Below are 17389 nucleotides of genomic sequence, written 5' to 3'. Positions count from 1 at the left end.
GCAATACAAACATACATGTTGTCGTTTTTTAATATGTGTGCGTGCTGCTCAGGCGTTTTATTAATGTGCGTTCACTGATAACCTATACCATATCCTGTGAAAAGTTAAATCCATTTATCAACTATGCGAAAAACTTTGCAGGTGCAAATACTGAATAAAGTATTGCTGCTTTTTCTTTCCCTCCAGCTATTTTATTATGTGGCACAGGCGCAGGTGTCAGGTACATACACGATCAACTCCACATTGCCTACAGGCGGTACCAATTTCCAATCATTTACCGATGCGGTCGCTTTCATGCAGAATGGACTGAACGGCCCCATTACTTTTAACGTAGCGCCCAATACGGGACCCTATAATGAGCAGATCTATCTCGATAACAAGATTGGGACAACTGCTACCAATACCCTCACTTTCAATTGTAATGGTGTAACGCTGTCATTTATTTCGAACAATACCAATAACCGGGCTGGTGTAAAGCTCGATAACATCAGCTATGTAACTTTTGATAAGATCCGGATCACCCCACAGGCAGCCGGGCAGTTTGGCTATGGTTTTCACCTGCTGAACAACGCAGACAACAATACTATAAAGAATTGCAGGATCATTCTTCCAACCGGCGCTACGCCGGGCAATAACGAAGGGATCGTAATTAATGGTAACCACGGCGCATCAACAGCGGCCGGTACCAGCCTTTGCGATAATAACCTTATTCAAAACGATACCATTTCAGGCGGAAGAACCGGCATTACGCTTAACAGTGCACCTGTTTCCGGCACAGCGGTATTTATGCAGGGTAATAGGATCCTGAACAATGTTATTTCCGATTCATACAGTAACTGTATTCAATTGACCTATAACGATGGTACTATCGTAGACGGTAATGACCTGCAGGGTGGGCCGCATGCCACCACTACGGTTGTCGGCGTTTACCTGAACCTGTTTGACCAGAACGTAAAAATCATCAATAACAAAATTCACAATTTTCATATTGATGAATTTATATGGGGCAGCTATATTTATGGTATATTGAATTCGGCGCAGGGAGCTGCCGGTAAAGAAAATCTGTTCGCCAATAATCTTATCTACGATCTCAGCTCAAATGGTATACAATATGGTATAGCGTCGCGCTATGCAGCCACTTCGTATTTTAACATTTACAATAATACCATTTCACTCGACGATCAGAACATTTACGGCCAGGAGTGCAATGGGATCTATTTTGAAGACGTGAGTAATGTAAATGTGTTTAATAATATCATTACTATTTCAAGACCAACCAGCGACTGGAACTATTGTATTACATTGGAGAAGGTGATGCCGGCGCTTACCTTTAAACGGAATGTGTATTATGTAACCGGTTCTGATTTTAGCAATGCGGTTGCCTCGCTGGCGCACGAGGACCTGCCATTATTATCTGACTGGCAAAAAGCAACGGGGCAGGATTATTCATCGGTGTACATGCATCCCCAATACACCAATATAGCGGCTTTCAACTTTGTGCCTACAGCCCAACCCATAGATAACATGGCGCTGTTGGTAAATCTTATTACCGATATTGCGGGCGCAACACGTAGCACGCTCAATCCCGACCCCGGCTGTTATGAGTTTGTAACGCCCGCCTGTCAAACCCCGGTTACGCCCGGAACCACTACCGTTTTACCTGATTCAATATTATGTTACGGTCCGCAAATAGCGTTGGGCTTAGCCGGTAATTCCTGGGGCGTTGGGCAAACCTACACCTGGCAAAGCGCTTCCTCGGCAAACGGAACCTATACCAATATCAGCAGCGGCCTTGCTTATCCATCATTGGAACTGTTACCGGGCACCACCTTATTTTACCGGGCTGCTGTAACCTGTCTTGGAGATACAAAATATTCAGCGCCTATTCGGGTGATCGTTAATACAAAACTGTCTGGCGGCACCTATACCATCAATGCAGCGCAGCCCACCGGCGGTATAAATTTCAATTCATTCAACGATGCGGTGCTCGCCATGCAATGCGGCATTACAGGATCCATCGTATTCAATGTAGCGCCTGGTACTTACAATGAACAGGTAATTATACCTGCTGTCAGTACTTCGCCCACACAAACAGTCACCATCAGGGGTAATGGAGCAACGCTGGCATTTGCCCCAACCAACAACAGCGAACGCGCCGTACTGAAATTGAACGGTATAGATTATCTTACCATCGACAGCCTGCATATAAATGTGATAGGGTCATCATTTGGTTATGGAATACAATTGATGGGCGATGCCGATCATAATACCATACAACGCTGCACCATTTCACTTGGTACCAATGTTACCACTACCGGTTATGCAGGCATTGTAATTAACAACAGCCCGAGCAACCCGATCGATTTTTCGACTTATTCTTACTGCGATAGTAATACCATAACCAACAATACCATCACCGGTGGTTATTATGGCATAACGCACACGTCACGCACCTCTCTTGCCCCTTCACCCATTCCTTTAGGTAACATCATTAGCGGCAATAAAATAACCGATGCCTGTGGCTTTGGCATTTATCTCGACGGCGTTGCCAAAACACTGGTCGATAGTAATGATATCAGTCAGCAGGCCCGTACGGTTTTTACCAATTTCAACGGTATTTACGTTAAACAATCCGTCTCATTTGGTATTACGCCGAACGGCAATCAAATTACCAGGAACAGGATCCACGACCTCATCACCGGCGGCAGAGTGTCTACTGTAGAAACACATGGTATTCATTTCGAAGCGGTGGCCGGTATGCCGGCTTCCCCGAACATCGTAACCAATAACCTGCTGTATAATTTCCGGGGTGTTGGCAACCAATATGGTGTTTATACCCGGAATTCAAATAACCTGAAGGTTTACCACAATACCATTTCACTTGAAGATTCCACAGGCTTTACCATTGCCGCTATTGTGACACGCGGATTTGGTGTGATAGGCAACCTGACGGTTAACAACGAATTCAGGAACAACAACGTGGTCATCAGAAGGGGAGGGCAGGGAACCAGAACTGGTATCTTTATCAATGGAAGGGATAGCGCCCTTAAGGCCGATTATAATAATTATGTAGTTACGGCAGACAGCGGCACTGCTTATACCGGTTCTATGGGTGGAATTAACTATGCGCAACTGGCCGACTGGCGGGCAGTAAGAAAAGATTCCAATGCCATCAGCCTCGATCCGCTGATAGCAGATTCATTAAACAGCGATTTCACACCTACGTATATACCCTACGACGACAAAGGCGCTTACGTGGGCGTAACAAACGATATCAATAACAATCCGCGAAGCAGTACCAAACCCGATATAGGCGCCATTGAATTTACGATCTGTCATCCGCTCACGACGCCCGTACTCACGGTAGATTCGGTGGGTGGATTTGTGCTCCGTTTTGCCTGGACGCCCGTTGAAAATGCAACCGGCTACCGGGTGTCGCGGGATGGCCTTCACTGGACCGAGCCTTCATCGGGACCTACAGGCACCACTCATACCATTAGCGGTCTGTTGGGGCGCGATACGGTGGGACTTATGGTAGAGGCGCTCGGATCGAGGTGGGATTGCGCATCTGCATTCTCAAACAGAATAGTAGGTCAGACATTAAGCGACCAGATCTACTTCCCCAATACCTTTACACCAAACGGGAACGGGCAGAACGATAAGTTCAAAGTATACAGCAACGTTATTCAATCCATCCGCCTGATCATTTTTAACCAGTGGGGCGAAAAGGTATTTGAAACAAAAGATCCTGCTGAAGGCTGGGACGGCATCTATAAAGGCAAACCACAACCTGTTGGTGTTTATGTCTATGTTGCTTCCATCGTGTTATCTGATAATACGACAGCGGTTAAAAAAGGAAGTTTTAACCTGATCAGGTGATCAGCCCGCGGCAGCAGTCGGTCTAACTGTAATGGGCAGTCCGGCGAAGTAAAACGATCGGCATGAACCGGTTCGTTTAAACCACCCCCGGCGTTGCGAAAAGCGGCCACTGTGGTGTGTGGGTAATTGTGAGCCCGCATAACTGAATGGCAGAAAATTCAGTTAAATTTATAGCGGTACTCATTTTTACCATTAAATCGAATCGTCACATGAGAAAAGTTTTACTCTTCGCAACAGCGATGTTGTGCAGCACCATACTGCTTGCACAGGATTACTGGAGGCCACATACAGATGGCGCCAGGATCGCTACCGATAAAGCCGTAGCCCGGCTTGCCTTTCCCACTGAATTCAAATTATTTGACCTGAATTTCGCTCCTTTACGGAATGAGGTATTCAAAACGGTTGGTGCAACCGCACGACCAACAGTTATCTCTTTGCCCAACGCCGACGGACAGATTGAACAGTTCCAGGTAGTAGAGGCTTCCAATTTTGAACCTGCATTGCAGGCACAATTTCCTGAAATAAGGGCGTTTTCGGGAAAAGGTCTTACCGACAAATACGCCACTGTAAAGCTGAGTATTTCCCCGCAGGGTGTACAGGCAATGGTCATTCGCACAGAAAGGCAAAATGAGTTTATTGAACCTTATTCTGCCGATCACACCGTTTACACGGTATTCAGGAAACAGCCCAGGCAATTACCATGGAAGTGCTCAACTCCTGAACAACAATTGTCAACTGATATCGGGAACCAGGTTAATGCCGCAAGGGTGGCAAGGTCAACCGGCGATCTGAAAACATTGCGGCTGGCACAGTCAGTTACTGCCGAATATTCCAATTATTTCGGGGCTACAAGCGCTTCACAGGTGGCTTTGGTGCTGGCGGCTGTCAATGCTACGCTTACCCGGTGTAATGGTGTTTACGAAAAAGACCTGGCCATCCATCTTAACCTGATCGCGGCTTCCACCAATGTATTTTATTATAATCCCTCAACCGATCCCTATTCACCGGCCAGTACCGGCGCCGGCGGCGCCTGGAACAGCCAGTTGCAGAGTACATTGAACTCGGTGATCGGCGCAGCGAATTACGATATTGGCCACCTGTTTGGCGCATCAGGCGGTGGCGGTAACGCCGGTTGTATCGGTTGCATTTGTGTCGACAATTCAAAAGGAAGTGGCTTTACTTCACCTGCCGATGGTATTCCGCAGGGCGATAATTTCGATATTGATTATGTGGTGCACGAAGTAGGGCACCAGTTGGGCGCCAACCATACTTTTTCTATGAGCAATGAAGGCACAGGCGTTAATGTAGAACCCGGTTCAGGGATCACCATTATGGGTTATGCCGGTATTACCAGCCAGGACCTTGCCCCACATTCTATTGATATTTTTCATGCCGCTTCCATTGCACAGATCCAGTCAAATCTGTCTGGTAAGACCTGCCCGGTAACTACTCCAATAGCCGCCAATAACGCAACACCCGTTGTGAGTGCCGGTAGCAATTATACTATACCGATCAGCACTCCGTTTGCGCTTACCGGTTCAGCAACAGATGCCAATGCCGCGGATGTGCTCACGTATTGCTGGGAGCAGAATAATAATGCATCCACAGCACAAACAGGCGCTGCCAGTGTGGCCAGTCCCACCAAAGCTTCCGGTCCCAACTGGATCTCCTTTGCACCTACCACATCACCAGTAAGATATTTTCCCAAGATGTCGACTATCCTTGCAGGTGGCCTGGTATCAGGCCCGCTGGCGGGAGGTGACGCGGGCGCCAATACCGAAGCATTGAGTTCCGTTTCTAGAACCCTGAACTTCCGGTTAACGGTCAGGGACAATGCGCCTTACAGTTCCACGGCGCCGGTAAGTGTGGGCCAGACGAATTTCGCTGACATGACGGTAACCGTCACCAATTCATCAGGGCCTTTTTCAGTAACCGCTCCCAATACGGCCGTATCATGGGCCGGTAATTCGGCACAATCAATAACCTGGAATGTAGCCAATACCACGGCTGCGCCCGTAAGTTGTGCCAATGTAAAAATATCCATCTCTACCGACGGCGGCACTACATTCAATACCCTGGTGGCCAGCACGCCGAATGACGGCAGTGAGATGGTAACTATTCCTAATACACCCACTACGACCGCAAGAATAAAAATAGAAGCTGTTGGCAATATTTTCTTTGATATTTCAAACATCAACTTTACGATCACATCCGGTTCAGGCTGTGTGTCTCCGGCAGGTTTGGTCGCTTATGGTATTACCACCACATCGGCCAATGTAAGGTGGACCGCAGTCAGCGGTGCTGTATCCTATGATGTGGATTATAAATTAAACACATCTGCCACCTGGATCAATGCAGCAACGGGAACAACGGATACTGCCGTTGCCTTAACGGGCCTTACACCGGGAGCCACCTACGATTACAGGGTAAGGACCAATTGCGCCAGTGGCAGCAGTGCTTATTCAGCAGCACAGTTTATCACAACGCCATTGGTTACCTGCAGTGCGCCCACCGGACTGAACAGTTCAGGGATAACTGCTACAGGCGCCACTGTTAGCTGGGCGGCTGTAAGCGGTGCAGTAAGTTATGACGTAGATTACAAGGCGAATTCATCAGCGACGTGGATCAATGCAGCAACCGGAACCACTTCAACGTCTGTAAATCTGAGCGGATTAACATCCGCTACGTTATACGATTGGCGGGTAAGATCAAACTGTTCAGGTGGCAGCAGTGCATTTACTGCTGCGCAGTTCACAACCATATCCACTATTTGTGCAAGTACACTGGATACTTCAACCAATGGAACCCTGTCCGGTGCGGCAACCATTCCATTTAATACCAATGTCAATGGACTCATTAGCCCCACGGCCGATATTGATCATTATAAGTTCGTGATCAGTAGCCGCGGCACTATCACCATTACATTGGGTAACCTGCCTGGCGATTATGACCTGAAACTGCTTAACAGCGCAGGTAACCAGCTCGCTATTTCACAGGCAGGCGGCACCAGCAATGAAACGATCAGCAGGACCGTTAATCCCGGTACATATTATGCACAGGTATATGGATACAACGGGGCAAATAGTGCTACCACTTGTTATACAGTACGGGTACAACTGGGCACCGCCAGCCGCGGAACAGATCTTATCACCAGCGATGTGCAGAAAGTAAATGTATTCCCGAACCCAGTTTACAATGTAGTGAACATTAACCTTACAGGTTTTGCAGGAAGATCAGACATCAGTCTGTTTGATGTGAACGGCCGTGTCGTATTACGCCGTCAGGTAAACACGATCAATACGCAGTTGGATATCGCTGCATTGCCGGCAGGCGTATATATGATGAAAATTATGAATGGAGGCAGGGAAGTGAATATGACGAAGATCGTTAAGCAATAAATAGCAAATTCGAAAGTCAGGTTTTACCTGGCTGTTCTAGAAAGACGAAGACCCGCTGATGTGCAGCGGGTCTTTGTCTTTCAAATTAAACTTGTTAACCATAGGCTCAACGTTTTGATAAGTTTGCCTGCTGTTAAATTTTGGCGTTTAACAGCATAAACATATATTTGCAACAATGTTGTAAATACGAAGTTGACGCTTTCTGGAAAATATCGCCATTGGATCACTTCTTTCCTCCTGATCTTGTACGGTTTGGTAACCGTGCCGGTACAGTTCTGGCATCACCATCCGGAAACGACAGCGACATCATTAAACAAAAAGCAGTCGGTTCAATCAACCGTTGACAAAGCGGTTGTTGGTAATATTGACAATTGCAAGATCTGTTCTCATTCTTATTCCGTTTTTGCGCCTGATCATGCATGTATACAAATTAGTATAGCAACCAAACCGTTATCATTAGCGCCGGCGCCGGTTCTGGATCTACTTGAGTTTGCGGGACCTGCTTTTTCCAACAAAGGTCCGCCTCCTTCCTTCCCTGTATAACATTGCCTTTATTCAATTAACCAGGTCACGCTGTATTAGTGTATGCCGGAGCTGTGTCGTTGGCAGCTTCAAAAAAAACGGCTAACGCCAATGCGAACGTGTAGCCCCATGTGCTGCCACGGTATATCGCAGCCGCCTGTCTGCAATTCTTTTAATGAAAATTATAAATTCCTGACTCAGTGAGAAGAACCGTCATTTTTTCAATTGTACTCCTATTGCCTGTGTGGCTTTTTGCGCAGAAACCAGGCCATGTAAACGGCCGTATCATAGATACCAATAAGGAAGCCGTTGCTTTCATTTCGGTAAGACTTTTGGAGATCAATAAAGGTACACAAACCAACGACAATGGCTATTTTGATTTCTTCCGGGTGCCTGCCGGAAAATATACCCTCGAGGTAAGCGGTATAGGCTTCGAAGCGCAGAAACAAAACATTGAAGTGATCGAAGGGAAAAGGACCGCGCTATCGCTGCAACTGAATAAGCAGGACAATAGCTTACAGGAGGTAACGATCACCTCCCGCACTATGAGGCGCTATAATTCAACCACAACAGAAGAAAGTAAACTGCCGGGTAACCTCATCGACCTGCCGCTCACTGTTCGCGTGATCGATCGCGGGTTGATAGACGAACGGCAGGCTACCGAGTTCAGGCAGGTGGTAAAAAATATGACCGGGGTTACGCTCACTTCTGCTAATGGCGATTTTATGATCCGCGGTTTTCAGCACTCGGGAGAATACAATTCCGGCAGTGCACAACTGATCAATGGAATGAAAAACTTCTACACCGGTTATACGAACGATTTGAACCTCGTGAACGTAGAACGGATCGAAGTTTTAAAGGGACCAACCTCCATATTGTATGGCGCGAATTCGCCTGGTGGTAATTTTAATATTATCACCAAAAAGCCGCTTGAAATGAACCGGTATACGGTGGGTGCATCCTTCGGCAGTTGGGGACGGTTCCGCGCAGACGCCGATCTAACGGGTAATCTGAGTAAAGACAAAAAATTGCTCTATCGCTTCAACACATCTTATCAAAACAATCCAGACTACAGGGATTTTATCTACAATAAGAACTTTGCCGTAGCACCCGCCATTCGTTACAAACCTTCGGAGAAAACAACAATAGATATCGAATTTGCCCATAATCACATTAACCGCAGCGTTTGGTTCGACTGGGGTGTACCAGCCTGGAATAATGATGTGCTTGCCATTCCTGTAAAGTATACTTCGCATGAGCCAACCGACAATGTGCAAATAAGGAACACGATGCTGTCGTTCCAGCTGCAGCACAGGTTTACGCCCACACTGACTTTTCATAGTGGCTTTAATGGGAGCGGACATAACCTGGAAGGACATACCCACAGTCCGTCTTTCTTTAACCCGATACCTGGGCCCGACAGTAGTGTAAGCAGGGTATACCGGGAGATGATCGCCAACAATACGGCTTCCTTTTTCACGAATTACCTGGTTTGGGAGCCTGCAAAAGGCAGGTTCCGGTTTCGTGTTACAGGCGGGGTAGACTATTACAAAAACAAATACTATTCAGATATCAAACAGGCTGGGGGATTCGATGGCGTGCCCTCCATCAACATCTTCAGGCCGCAATACCAGCAGGCGTCCGAAAAATCGTACACGATCTCACAGTCATTAAGCGAAATGACCTTTACTGAATTCTGGGGCGGGTACCTCATGGGCTTTATAGATTTTAACGACAAACTTAAGCTGATGGTAAGCGGCCGATACGACATATACAGGTTCAGCTACCTGATGGCCAATACTTCCAACGACAGCAAGCCATTTTTGCCCAATGTAGGCATCACTTATCAGCCGGTTAAAGGAATGAGCGTATATGGCAGCTGGAGCAAAGGCTTTATGCCGCAGACCGACCAGTCGATCGATTTCGGCGGTCCGTTTGACCCGCAGTACAGTGAGCAATATGAAGTTGGGATAAAGAAAGAGTTTTTCAACGGCCGATATAGCATCACAGCTGCTTATTACAATATCCAGAGAAAAAATGTGCTGGTGCCCATAGACCCTGTCAATGATCCCTGGGGTAAACGGGAAGCTACTGGCAAAGCCAGCAGTAAAGGCATTGAAGTTGACATTGTTGGCAACGTGTTGCCCAACCTCAATGTAAACGCCGGCTATACATATAACGACAGCCGCATTACGCGCAGCGCTTTTGAGATTGAAATTAACCGGCAGGCCACCAACGCGCCTTACCATTCAGCGCATGTGTGGACCCGGTACAATTTTACAAGCGGTGCATTTAAAGATGTAGGCATCGCTGTGGGAAGCAACTATGTAGGCTTCCGCACAACAGACGGCTCGCTTGATTATCCTGTTCCTGTGCTTCAAAAACTGCCTGCTTACGCAACGGTTGACCTGGGATTATACTATCGATATCAGAACCTTCAACTGAGCGCCAATCTCGATAATGTATTCGATGAGCAATATATCTATGGAGCCTTCAACGCCTTTTATATGCAGCGCGGTTTACCAAGGAATATATTGTTCAGGGCGCAATTGAGCTTTTAACAAGGTTATCACATTAAAAGAATGCAGATGAAAGCGATTATTCAATACGAGTGGTTGCAGATCAAACGTAACAAAGTGGCCATACTGCTGTTGGGAATAACCGGTTTGCTGTTGATCATATCGCTGGTGATAAGCTGGAATTACTATCAGTGGTATAGCAGGCTGCAAAAGGAAGTATCAGACAATGCAAGGCACCACTGGGAAACACAGGGAGAAAAGAACAGCCACAGCGCTGCCCATTTTGGCATCTATCTTTTTAAGCCTTTGTCTGCTTTAGCCATCTGGGACAGCGGCATCGAAAAACACTACGGGGTAAGCCTGTACATCGAAGCGCATAAACGCAATGAGTTACAACTGAAAGCCATTGAAGACAATCCATTACTCGCGCGCTGGGGCGAGCTCACGCCGGCAGGTATGTTGTTGGTGGTGCTGCCCCTGCTGATGATCTGGCTGGCGGCCAGTATGGTAGTAACTGACCGGTCAAATGGTACCCTGAAGATGCTGTTAATACAGGGCGTGCCTGTGCGGAAACTGATCTGGGGCAAGGCACTTACACTATGGTGCATCAGCGGTAGTATGATCGGCGCCATTTGGTTGTGTGGAGGCATCCTGACAAGTATATTGAGCCAACAGAACTTTTTTAACGCTTCCTCCTTCTCTTTGCTGCTGTTGTACCAGCTATATGCAGGTGTATTTATTCTGGCCGGCATCATCCTAAGTATGAAAGCCAAAACGGCGAGAGCTGCGTTGGTAAGCGCTTTAGGCATCTGGTTGCTGGTGGTATGGCTGGCGCCAAGATGCTTTGTTCAATGGAGCAATGCAAGGTATCCGCCGGTAGATGCCGAAACGTTCATGGCCAGGATCGGCGAAGACATAGCGCTTAACGGACTGAACAGTCATGGCGCGGCAGGCAATAAAGAAAAGGAACTGCAAAACCAATGGCTGCAGAAGTATGGGGTAGACAGTGTGCAGCAGCTGCCTTTGAACTGGCTGGGTGTAGTGTTGCAGGCCGATGAGGAGATCAATAACCCCATTTATGATAAACACTACGATAGCTTGTATAATATTTTCCGGCTGCAAATTGATATGCATCACCGGAGCGGATGGATGTCTCCGACGCTGCCGGCAAAATATGCCAGCATGGCCCTTGCCGGCACTGACCTGTACAATTGTATCAGCTTTTACCGGCAAACGGAAGCGTATCGCAAGACTTTTATCAAACGCCTGAATGAAAGACTGAGGGACAATAGCCAGTATGGCGGCCGTGATACCGGTAATACCGCTTTTTGGAAAACGGCGCCGGTGTTCACGTATATCCCTCCTGCAAACGGGAACAAATGGGCGCAGGCAAAAGCGCCGTTTCTTACGGTAATGGTATGGGTGCTGGTATTGGCCGCGGCCACCCAGTTGCTGGCGCCACGTATTAAAATCATTGAAAACTGACAGCACACCATGAGAAAGGAGATCATACAATTTGAATGGAAACACTGGTTCCTAAGACCAATGACCCTGTTATTGATGTTTACCTGGGTCGCTGTACTGACTGCTACCTATGCTGTCAGCAACGCAGTGACGAAGCAAACCCGATCGGGTCAACAAAAATTATTATCGGCTCAGCAGTTAAAGAGAACTGCCCACTTGGCGCAGGTCGACAGTTTTTGGGCCGGATTTAAAAAGCCGGCGGACGTTTGGGGTGATCCTACGAATGCTTATGTAACAGGCCTAGATTACGGACGGCGGTATTTGGTAAAACACCCGCTGCCGTTGGCTCCCATCTCTTATGGACATAGCCACATACATCCTGGCATTGCCACAATCAATACAGCAGCCGAAAATTGGTTCATTGCTTTGAGGAAGTCGGAAAAACTGATTAATCCACATAACAGTATATGGGGAAATATCGATCCTGCAGGCGCCATATTGTTCTTATTGCCACTGCTCATCGTTGTGTTCAGTTTCAATATTATCAGTGCAGAAAGAGAGGCCGGGCGGTTGTCCATTTTGGCGGCCCAGGGCGTATCTATACAGCAATGGATCTGGCATAAGACCGGTTTCAGATTTCTGGCCATAACGTTGATAACTGTACTAACGCTTTTGACAAATCACTGGTTGCTGAGCGGAACTTCAGGTTCCGGCGGTATGGCCATGACCGGTTTTGTCATCGCTGTTGCGTTGTATAGTGGCTGGTGGCACTTATTGTGCGCACTTATAAACCTTTATAAAAAGAGCGCTGCGTTCAATGCAGGCTTTTTGTTTGCAACTTGGATTGCATTCTTAATGGTGATCCCGGGGTTGACAACCGTGATCGGCACAGCAGTGCGGCCGACGGCAGGTAAAGTAAAACTGATAGACGAGGTGAGAAGCACCCTGACAGCCTTCGACCGGAAGAATTCACAACTCCTTGATCAGTTCTATACCGATCATCCTCGATTTGTAACTACCGACAGCGCCAATGTGATGCCCCTTTTTGTGTACAGGTATATCGTTAAGTATATGCACACGCTCGATACCCTCAGTCCGGTTATGAGCGAATATAAAAAAGAGGCTTTGCAGCAGGCGCATGCCGTCATGTATACATCTGTGATAAGTCCTTCTATGATATTCCAGGAACTGGCAGATGAATTTGCCGGCAACTCCCAAACGCAATTCTTACTGTTTCAGCAACAGGCTGATTCCATGGTGCGCAGCTGGAATGACTATATCAACCCGAAAGCGCTTGCAAATCAGCAGTTGGGAAGGGAAGTATTAAACACTCTGACCGATAGGGTATATGCAACGAAAATATCGGCTGGCAAGGTTTGGTGGTTAACCGGCGGAATGCTTGTTTGGTTGGCTGTTTTACTGCTACTGGTAATCAGGCGGACAGGAAAGTTCACCGTTATTTAAAAAGTTGGAGCCATATTAGTTAGCGATATATGCCGGGGCATCGATAGCGGTTACTTCAATAGTTACCCAATCTGACACATTAAAAAAATTATTATCGGTTTAGATATATTAGTTATTTTTGGTAAGTGTTCCGTTCTGCCTTTTGAAACTGCTGTCTAACTATCTGCTACAAACCAAAACTAATTGATATGACTTCTAAATTTTGTTTCCGCATCTGCTATTTACTGAGTTTTGTTATCGGCCTTGCCGGCTGCAATGACCAGGCAGAGACTAACACACCGGCAAAAACAAACGCTACATCAAGTGACACCTCAACAACCAGGTATACGCCCTTTGATACGGCCCGGGGTGTAACCAGGATATCACCGCGTCTCTACAAAAAATTGGCAGACACGCTAAACGTCAGGGTCATACAGGGCATTTATAAGCCAGGCGACTCTTCCATCATGCATGCGCACCCCGATTTTGCCATGTATGTATTGGAAGGTGGTACTGTTGAGCTAACAGCCGAGGATGGTAAGAAGCAAAATATAGAATTTAAAAAAGATATGGCAGTAGTGCTTCCTGCTGCAACGCACTCCGCTAAAAACATCGGAAAATCAACGTTAAAAGTAATTGTAGTAGAGGTGAACAGGCCGAGAGACTAAGGGGCTGGATGTGGATTTTCGTTTATCTGGTCTGCAGCGGGATTACAACAAAAATGATGTATTTTACTGTTGAAATGATAAACGATACAGAGATAATTTTGCGCAAGACCGAGATCGCTGATCTTGAGTACTTTTTTATTTTTCAGCTTGACAGGGAAGCCAGTTATTTAGCTGCTTTCACGCAAAAAGACCCGACGGATAAAACAGCCTATCTTGAGAAATATTCAAAACTGTTGAATGATCCTACGATCAGTATGCTGACAATTATTGTTGACAATAATATTGCAGGAAGTATTTCAAAGTTTGAAATAGAAGGCGAAGCAGAAATTACCTATTGGATCGACAGAAAATATTGGGGCAAGGGTATTGCGACGAAAGCGCTTAAAGAGCTTCTCAAAATAGAAAGTAAAAGGCCTGTTCTTGGCCGGGTTGCGTTTGACAATATTGGTTCGCAGCGGGTTTTGGAGAAATGCAATTTTGTAAAGGTCGGCACCGACAAAGGATTTGCGAATGCACGGCAGACCGAAATAGAGGAGTTTATTTACAAACTGACGTAACCATTTTTTTCGTAACATTAGAATAAATCTCCTGATATGCAAAAATATGCGGCTTTGCTATTGCTCACACTAATAAGTGCAGGCTTAAAGGCACAGAAGAAAGAGATTTCAAAAGAAAAATGGCATTGGGGTAAGGTAAAGCAGGATACAACAGCCGGATACGCACAGGTATTGAAGGTTGACAACATATTGTACATTTCCGGAGCCGTTAGCACAGAGATTACGCCTGAGGGAATTACAAATGTTTACCGTGCCCTGGAGCAGTCATTAAAAAGCTTTGGCGCCAGTTTTCAAAATGTTGTAAAAGAGAATTTATATACGACAGATATTGAAGCGATGAAAAAATATAATGATTCGAGAAAAGTGTTTTATAAGAACGACTTTCCCGCAGCAACATGGGTACAGGTTGCAAGATTATATATGCCAGACGCTAAATTAGAGGTAGAACTGGTAGCGCATCTGCCCAAGGATTGATGTGAAATGACATGCATTATTGACAATTCAAAATGCAGTGATAAAGTGCTTGTTTAAATCACACGTGTAAGGATAGTATTAATACAAGTGCTCCTTCCCATGAATAATTTCCTGGTGGGAATAATCAAACGCATGCTTTAAGATAAAAACAGCTCTCTCCTTTGGATTCAGGTATTCCAGCAAAACTAACATGGAATACGATATAATTTCCTGCCTGTTAATTTTTGTGTCCGCATTTTCAGTTGATACGGGGTCGGGCAGCCATGTGGTTTCCCCTGACAGCTTTTTGTTCCTTTTTTTCAGGTTGATCTATCTGTTAATTACACTTTTAACAAGGTAAGCCAATTCATTATTTATATTTTCCCTTTTACTTTCAAAATAGTCTACTATTACATCCTGGATGACATCGTTGGCATCATCTATGCTGCCAAGTATGTTGTAGGCGTAGGGAAACAATTTTGCCTGATAATTGTTGAAATTTTCCATTTTCTATCATTCCTTTGGATCCCCGGCTTTATTGTATAAGCACAGTGTGCTGTACATAGTGTAATATGCAAGGGTTTACTCAATTAAAAGACCGCCTGAACGCAAGTGGAGAAAGATTGGTTTTTGTCTTAAATAGTTTACTGAATGACTGCGGATGTTCGAAACCCAGCGCATAGGCAATTTCGCTCACCGATAATGTAGTGGTGGAAAGTTTCTCCTTTGCCTTTTCGATCAGTTTTTCATGGATGTGCTGCTGCGCATTTTGGCCGGTCAATGCACGCAGCATATCGCTTAGATAACTGGGCGACAAATGCAGGTTTTCGGCAAGATACTGAACGGTAGGGATGCCCTTGCTTAAAGCCTCTTCATTGCTGAAGTAACCGGCCAGCAGTTCTTCCAGCCTTTGCAAAAGATCGTGGTTGACGACCTTACGGGTAATGAATTGGCGCTTGTAGAAGCGATTGGCGTAATTCAGCAACAACTCGATCTGGGATATCACCAGGTCCTGACTGAAGTCATCTATCCGGCTGCTCAGTTCCACTTCCATGATCCCGAAAATAGACATGATCGTGGCTTTTTCCCGTTCGGAAAGGTGCAGCGTTTCGTTGGTTGCATAAGAAAAGAATCCGTACTGACTGATCTTTTTAGCAATGGGATAACCCAAAAAGAAATCCGGATGAATCAGTAAAGTATACTCGGAACATATGGCATCCTCGTTTTCAACGCCACCCATTACCTGGCCGGGTGAAGCGAACAGTAGTCCTCCTTCATCAAAATCATAATAACCCTGGCCATATTTTAATTTACCGCTCAGTTTTGGCTTGTAAGAGATCTTATAAAATCCCAGCACATGCGGCTGTGACGGCTGCAGTATTTCCGGCCAGGATGGCGTCCCTTTGATCAAACTGATCAACGGATGCATGGGACGAGGCAGGCCAAATGCGCGATGCGCATCGGACAGTGTCTCAAATTTGTGCACGCTATTCGCGTCTTTTTTCATCTGTAAATATTAATTGTGTTGTTGACCAGATGCCCGGATGAGGCGTTTCATTTAAAAACAAATATAATCATAACCGGTAACCATTTAAATTACCGGTCATGATCCCTTCTTTTTAAAGAATGCCCTGAATTTAAATAATACCCTGGGCTGAACAGGAAACCGCGTCCCATTGTTCCCAAACTGCCAGCCGTTCTTCATAAGCAGCGCGTACCCATGGAAGATTTTGACTGCCCAAATGGAACCGCAGCGGCGGGTTTTCCGCATCTACGATCTGAAAAAGCGCTTGTGGAGTGGCGTTTGGATCGCCTCTTTTCATATCTTTTATTCTTCCGATAAATTGCTTTTTAAGATCTGCGTATATTTCCATATCGGCAGCAAATTTCAAAGACTCCTGACTGCCAAATTCCGTCGCATATGCGCCCGGCTCAATGATGGTCACTTTGATCCCAAACCCTTTGATCTCGGTTGCCAGGCTTTCGTGAATAGCCTCAAATGCCCATTTTGACGAGCAGTAGTAGCCAATAACCGGCAGTGTAACATGGCCAAGGTTACTCGAAGTGCCAAGTATGTGCCCGCTGCCTTGTTTCCTGAGCAACGGTAACGCAGCCTGAATAACAGCCAGTGCGCCGAAAACATTGGTTTCATACATCGCCTTAACATCTTCCACACTCGCTTCCTCTATTGTGCCCACTAATGAATAACCAGCGTTGTTCAGCACAATATCTAACCTGCCGAAATGAGCATGCGCCTGGGCTACAGCTGTTGCCGCCTGGCCAGGCCTGGTGACGTCTAATTCAAGGAGCAGCACATTTTCGCCATACTTTTGTTTAAGTGCGGCTATACTCTCGACATTGCGTGCTGTTGCAGCGACTTTATCGCCGCGCTCCAGGGCGGCCTCCGCCCAAACGCGTCCAAAACCGCGTGAAGCTCCGGTAATAAACCAGACTTTAGTATTGCTTTGATTTTTCATGTTCCTTTT

General features: G+C 46.2%; 10 protein-coding genes. 8 read left to right on the top strand and 2 right to left on the bottom strand.

Features of this window, described 5'->3' with window-relative positions; genetic code table 11:
* The first annotated feature begins 123 nt into the window (after positions 1 to 123).
* The 8 genes from JUB15_RS13095 (at position 124) to JUB15_RS13060 (ending at position 14924) form a co-directional block, all read left to right on the top strand.
* A complete protein-coding gene (locus tag JUB15_RS13095; RefSeq protein WP_207512945.1) occupies positions 124 to 3879 on the top strand; it encodes a right-handed parallel beta-helix repeat-containing protein in 3756 nt (1251 codons plus the stop codon).
* A gap of 209 nt (positions 3880 to 4088) precedes the next feature.
* Positions 4089 to 7277, top strand: coding sequence for a reprolysin-like metallopeptidase (locus tag JUB15_RS13090; protein WP_207512944.1), 3189 nt, complete (start codon positions 4089 to 4091; stop codon positions 7275 to 7277).
* A gap of 722 nt (positions 7278 to 7999) precedes the next feature.
* Complete coding sequence (locus tag JUB15_RS13085; protein ID WP_207512943.1) at positions 8000 to 10360, top strand: TonB-dependent siderophore receptor; 2361 nt, start codon at positions 8000 to 8002, stop codon at positions 10358 to 10360.
* Between the two features lie 27 nt (positions 10361 to 10387).
* Entirely contained in the window at positions 10388 to 11803 is a 1416-nt protein-coding gene (locus tag JUB15_RS13080) for a DUF3526 domain-containing protein (RefSeq protein ID WP_207512942.1), read from the top strand.
* Positions 11804 to 11812: 9 nt separating this feature from the next.
* Positions 11813 to 13246: a DUF3526 domain-containing protein gene (locus tag JUB15_RS13075; RefSeq protein WP_207512941.1), complete on the top strand. Its 1434-nt coding sequence runs from the start codon at positions 11813 to 11815 to the stop codon at positions 13244 to 13246.
* 188 nt (positions 13247 to 13434) lie between these two features.
* Entirely contained in the window at positions 13435 to 13893 is a 459-nt protein-coding gene (locus tag JUB15_RS13070) for a cupin domain-containing protein (RefSeq protein ID WP_207512940.1), read from the top strand.
* A gap of 53 nt (positions 13894 to 13946) precedes the next feature.
* Positions 13947 to 14450: a GNAT family N-acetyltransferase gene (locus tag JUB15_RS13065; protein WP_242696329.1), complete on the top strand. Its 504-nt coding sequence runs from the start codon at positions 13947 to 13949 to the stop codon at positions 14448 to 14450.
* Positions 14451 to 14486: 36 nt separating this feature from the next.
* Positions 14487 to 14924 (top strand): RidA family protein, encoded by a 438-nt coding sequence (locus JUB15_RS13060; RefSeq protein ID WP_207512939.1) that lies wholly within the window; start codon positions 14487 to 14489, stop codon positions 14922 to 14924.
* A gap of 565 nt (positions 14925 to 15489) precedes the next feature.
* Here JUB15_RS13060 and JUB15_RS13055 read toward each other — a convergent pair.
* Positions 15490 to 16410, bottom strand: coding sequence for a helix-turn-helix domain-containing protein (locus JUB15_RS13055; protein WP_207512938.1), 921 nt, complete (start codon positions 16408 to 16410; stop codon positions 15490 to 15492).
* Positions 16411 to 16540: 130 nt separating this feature from the next.
* Entirely contained in the window at positions 16541 to 17380 is an 840-nt protein-coding gene (locus JUB15_RS13050; protein ID WP_207512937.1) for an SDR family NAD(P)-dependent oxidoreductase, read from the bottom strand.
* Between the last annotated feature and the right edge of the window lie 9 nt (positions 17381 to 17389).

This window comes from Longitalea luteola (assembly GCF_017356035.1).
Taxonomy (GTDB): domain Bacteria; phylum Bacteroidota; class Bacteroidia; order Chitinophagales; family Chitinophagaceae; genus Niastella; species Niastella luteola.
Note: the sequence above shows the minus strand (reverse complement) of the source record. Positions and strands in the feature narration are given on the sequence as shown.

Coding starts and splice junctions, on each gene's coding strand:
- JUB15_RS13050 (WP_207512937.1), bottom strand. CDS start 17,380: ATGAAAAATCAAAGCAATACTAAAGTCTGGTTTATTACCGGAGCTTCA.
- JUB15_RS13055 (WP_207512938.1), bottom strand. CDS start 16,410: ATGAAAAAAGACGCGAATAGCGTGCACAAATTTGAGACACTGTCCGAT.
- JUB15_RS13060 (WP_207512939.1), top strand. CDS start 14,487: ATGCAAAAATATGCGGCTTTGCTATTGCTCACACTAATAAGTGCAGGC.
- JUB15_RS13075 (WP_207512941.1), top strand. CDS start 11,813: ATGAGAAAGGAGATCATACAATTTGAATGGAAACACTGGTTCCTAAGA.
- JUB15_RS13080 (WP_207512942.1), top strand. CDS start 10,388: ATGAAAGCGATTATTCAATACGAGTGGTTGCAGATCAAACGTAACAAA.
- JUB15_RS13090 (WP_207512944.1), top strand. CDS start 4,089: ATGAGAAAAGTTTTACTCTTCGCAACAGCGATGTTGTGCAGCACCATA.
- JUB15_RS13095 (WP_207512945.1), top strand. CDS start 124: ATGCGAAAAACTTTGCAGGTGCAAATACTGAATAAAGTATTGCTGCTT.
- JUB15_RS13065 (WP_242696329.1), top strand. CDS start 13,947: ATGATGTATTTTACTGTTGAAATGATAAACGATACAGAGATAATTTTG.
- JUB15_RS13070 (WP_207512940.1), top strand. CDS start 13,435: ATGACTTCTAAATTTTGTTTCCGCATCTGCTATTTACTGAGTTTTGTT.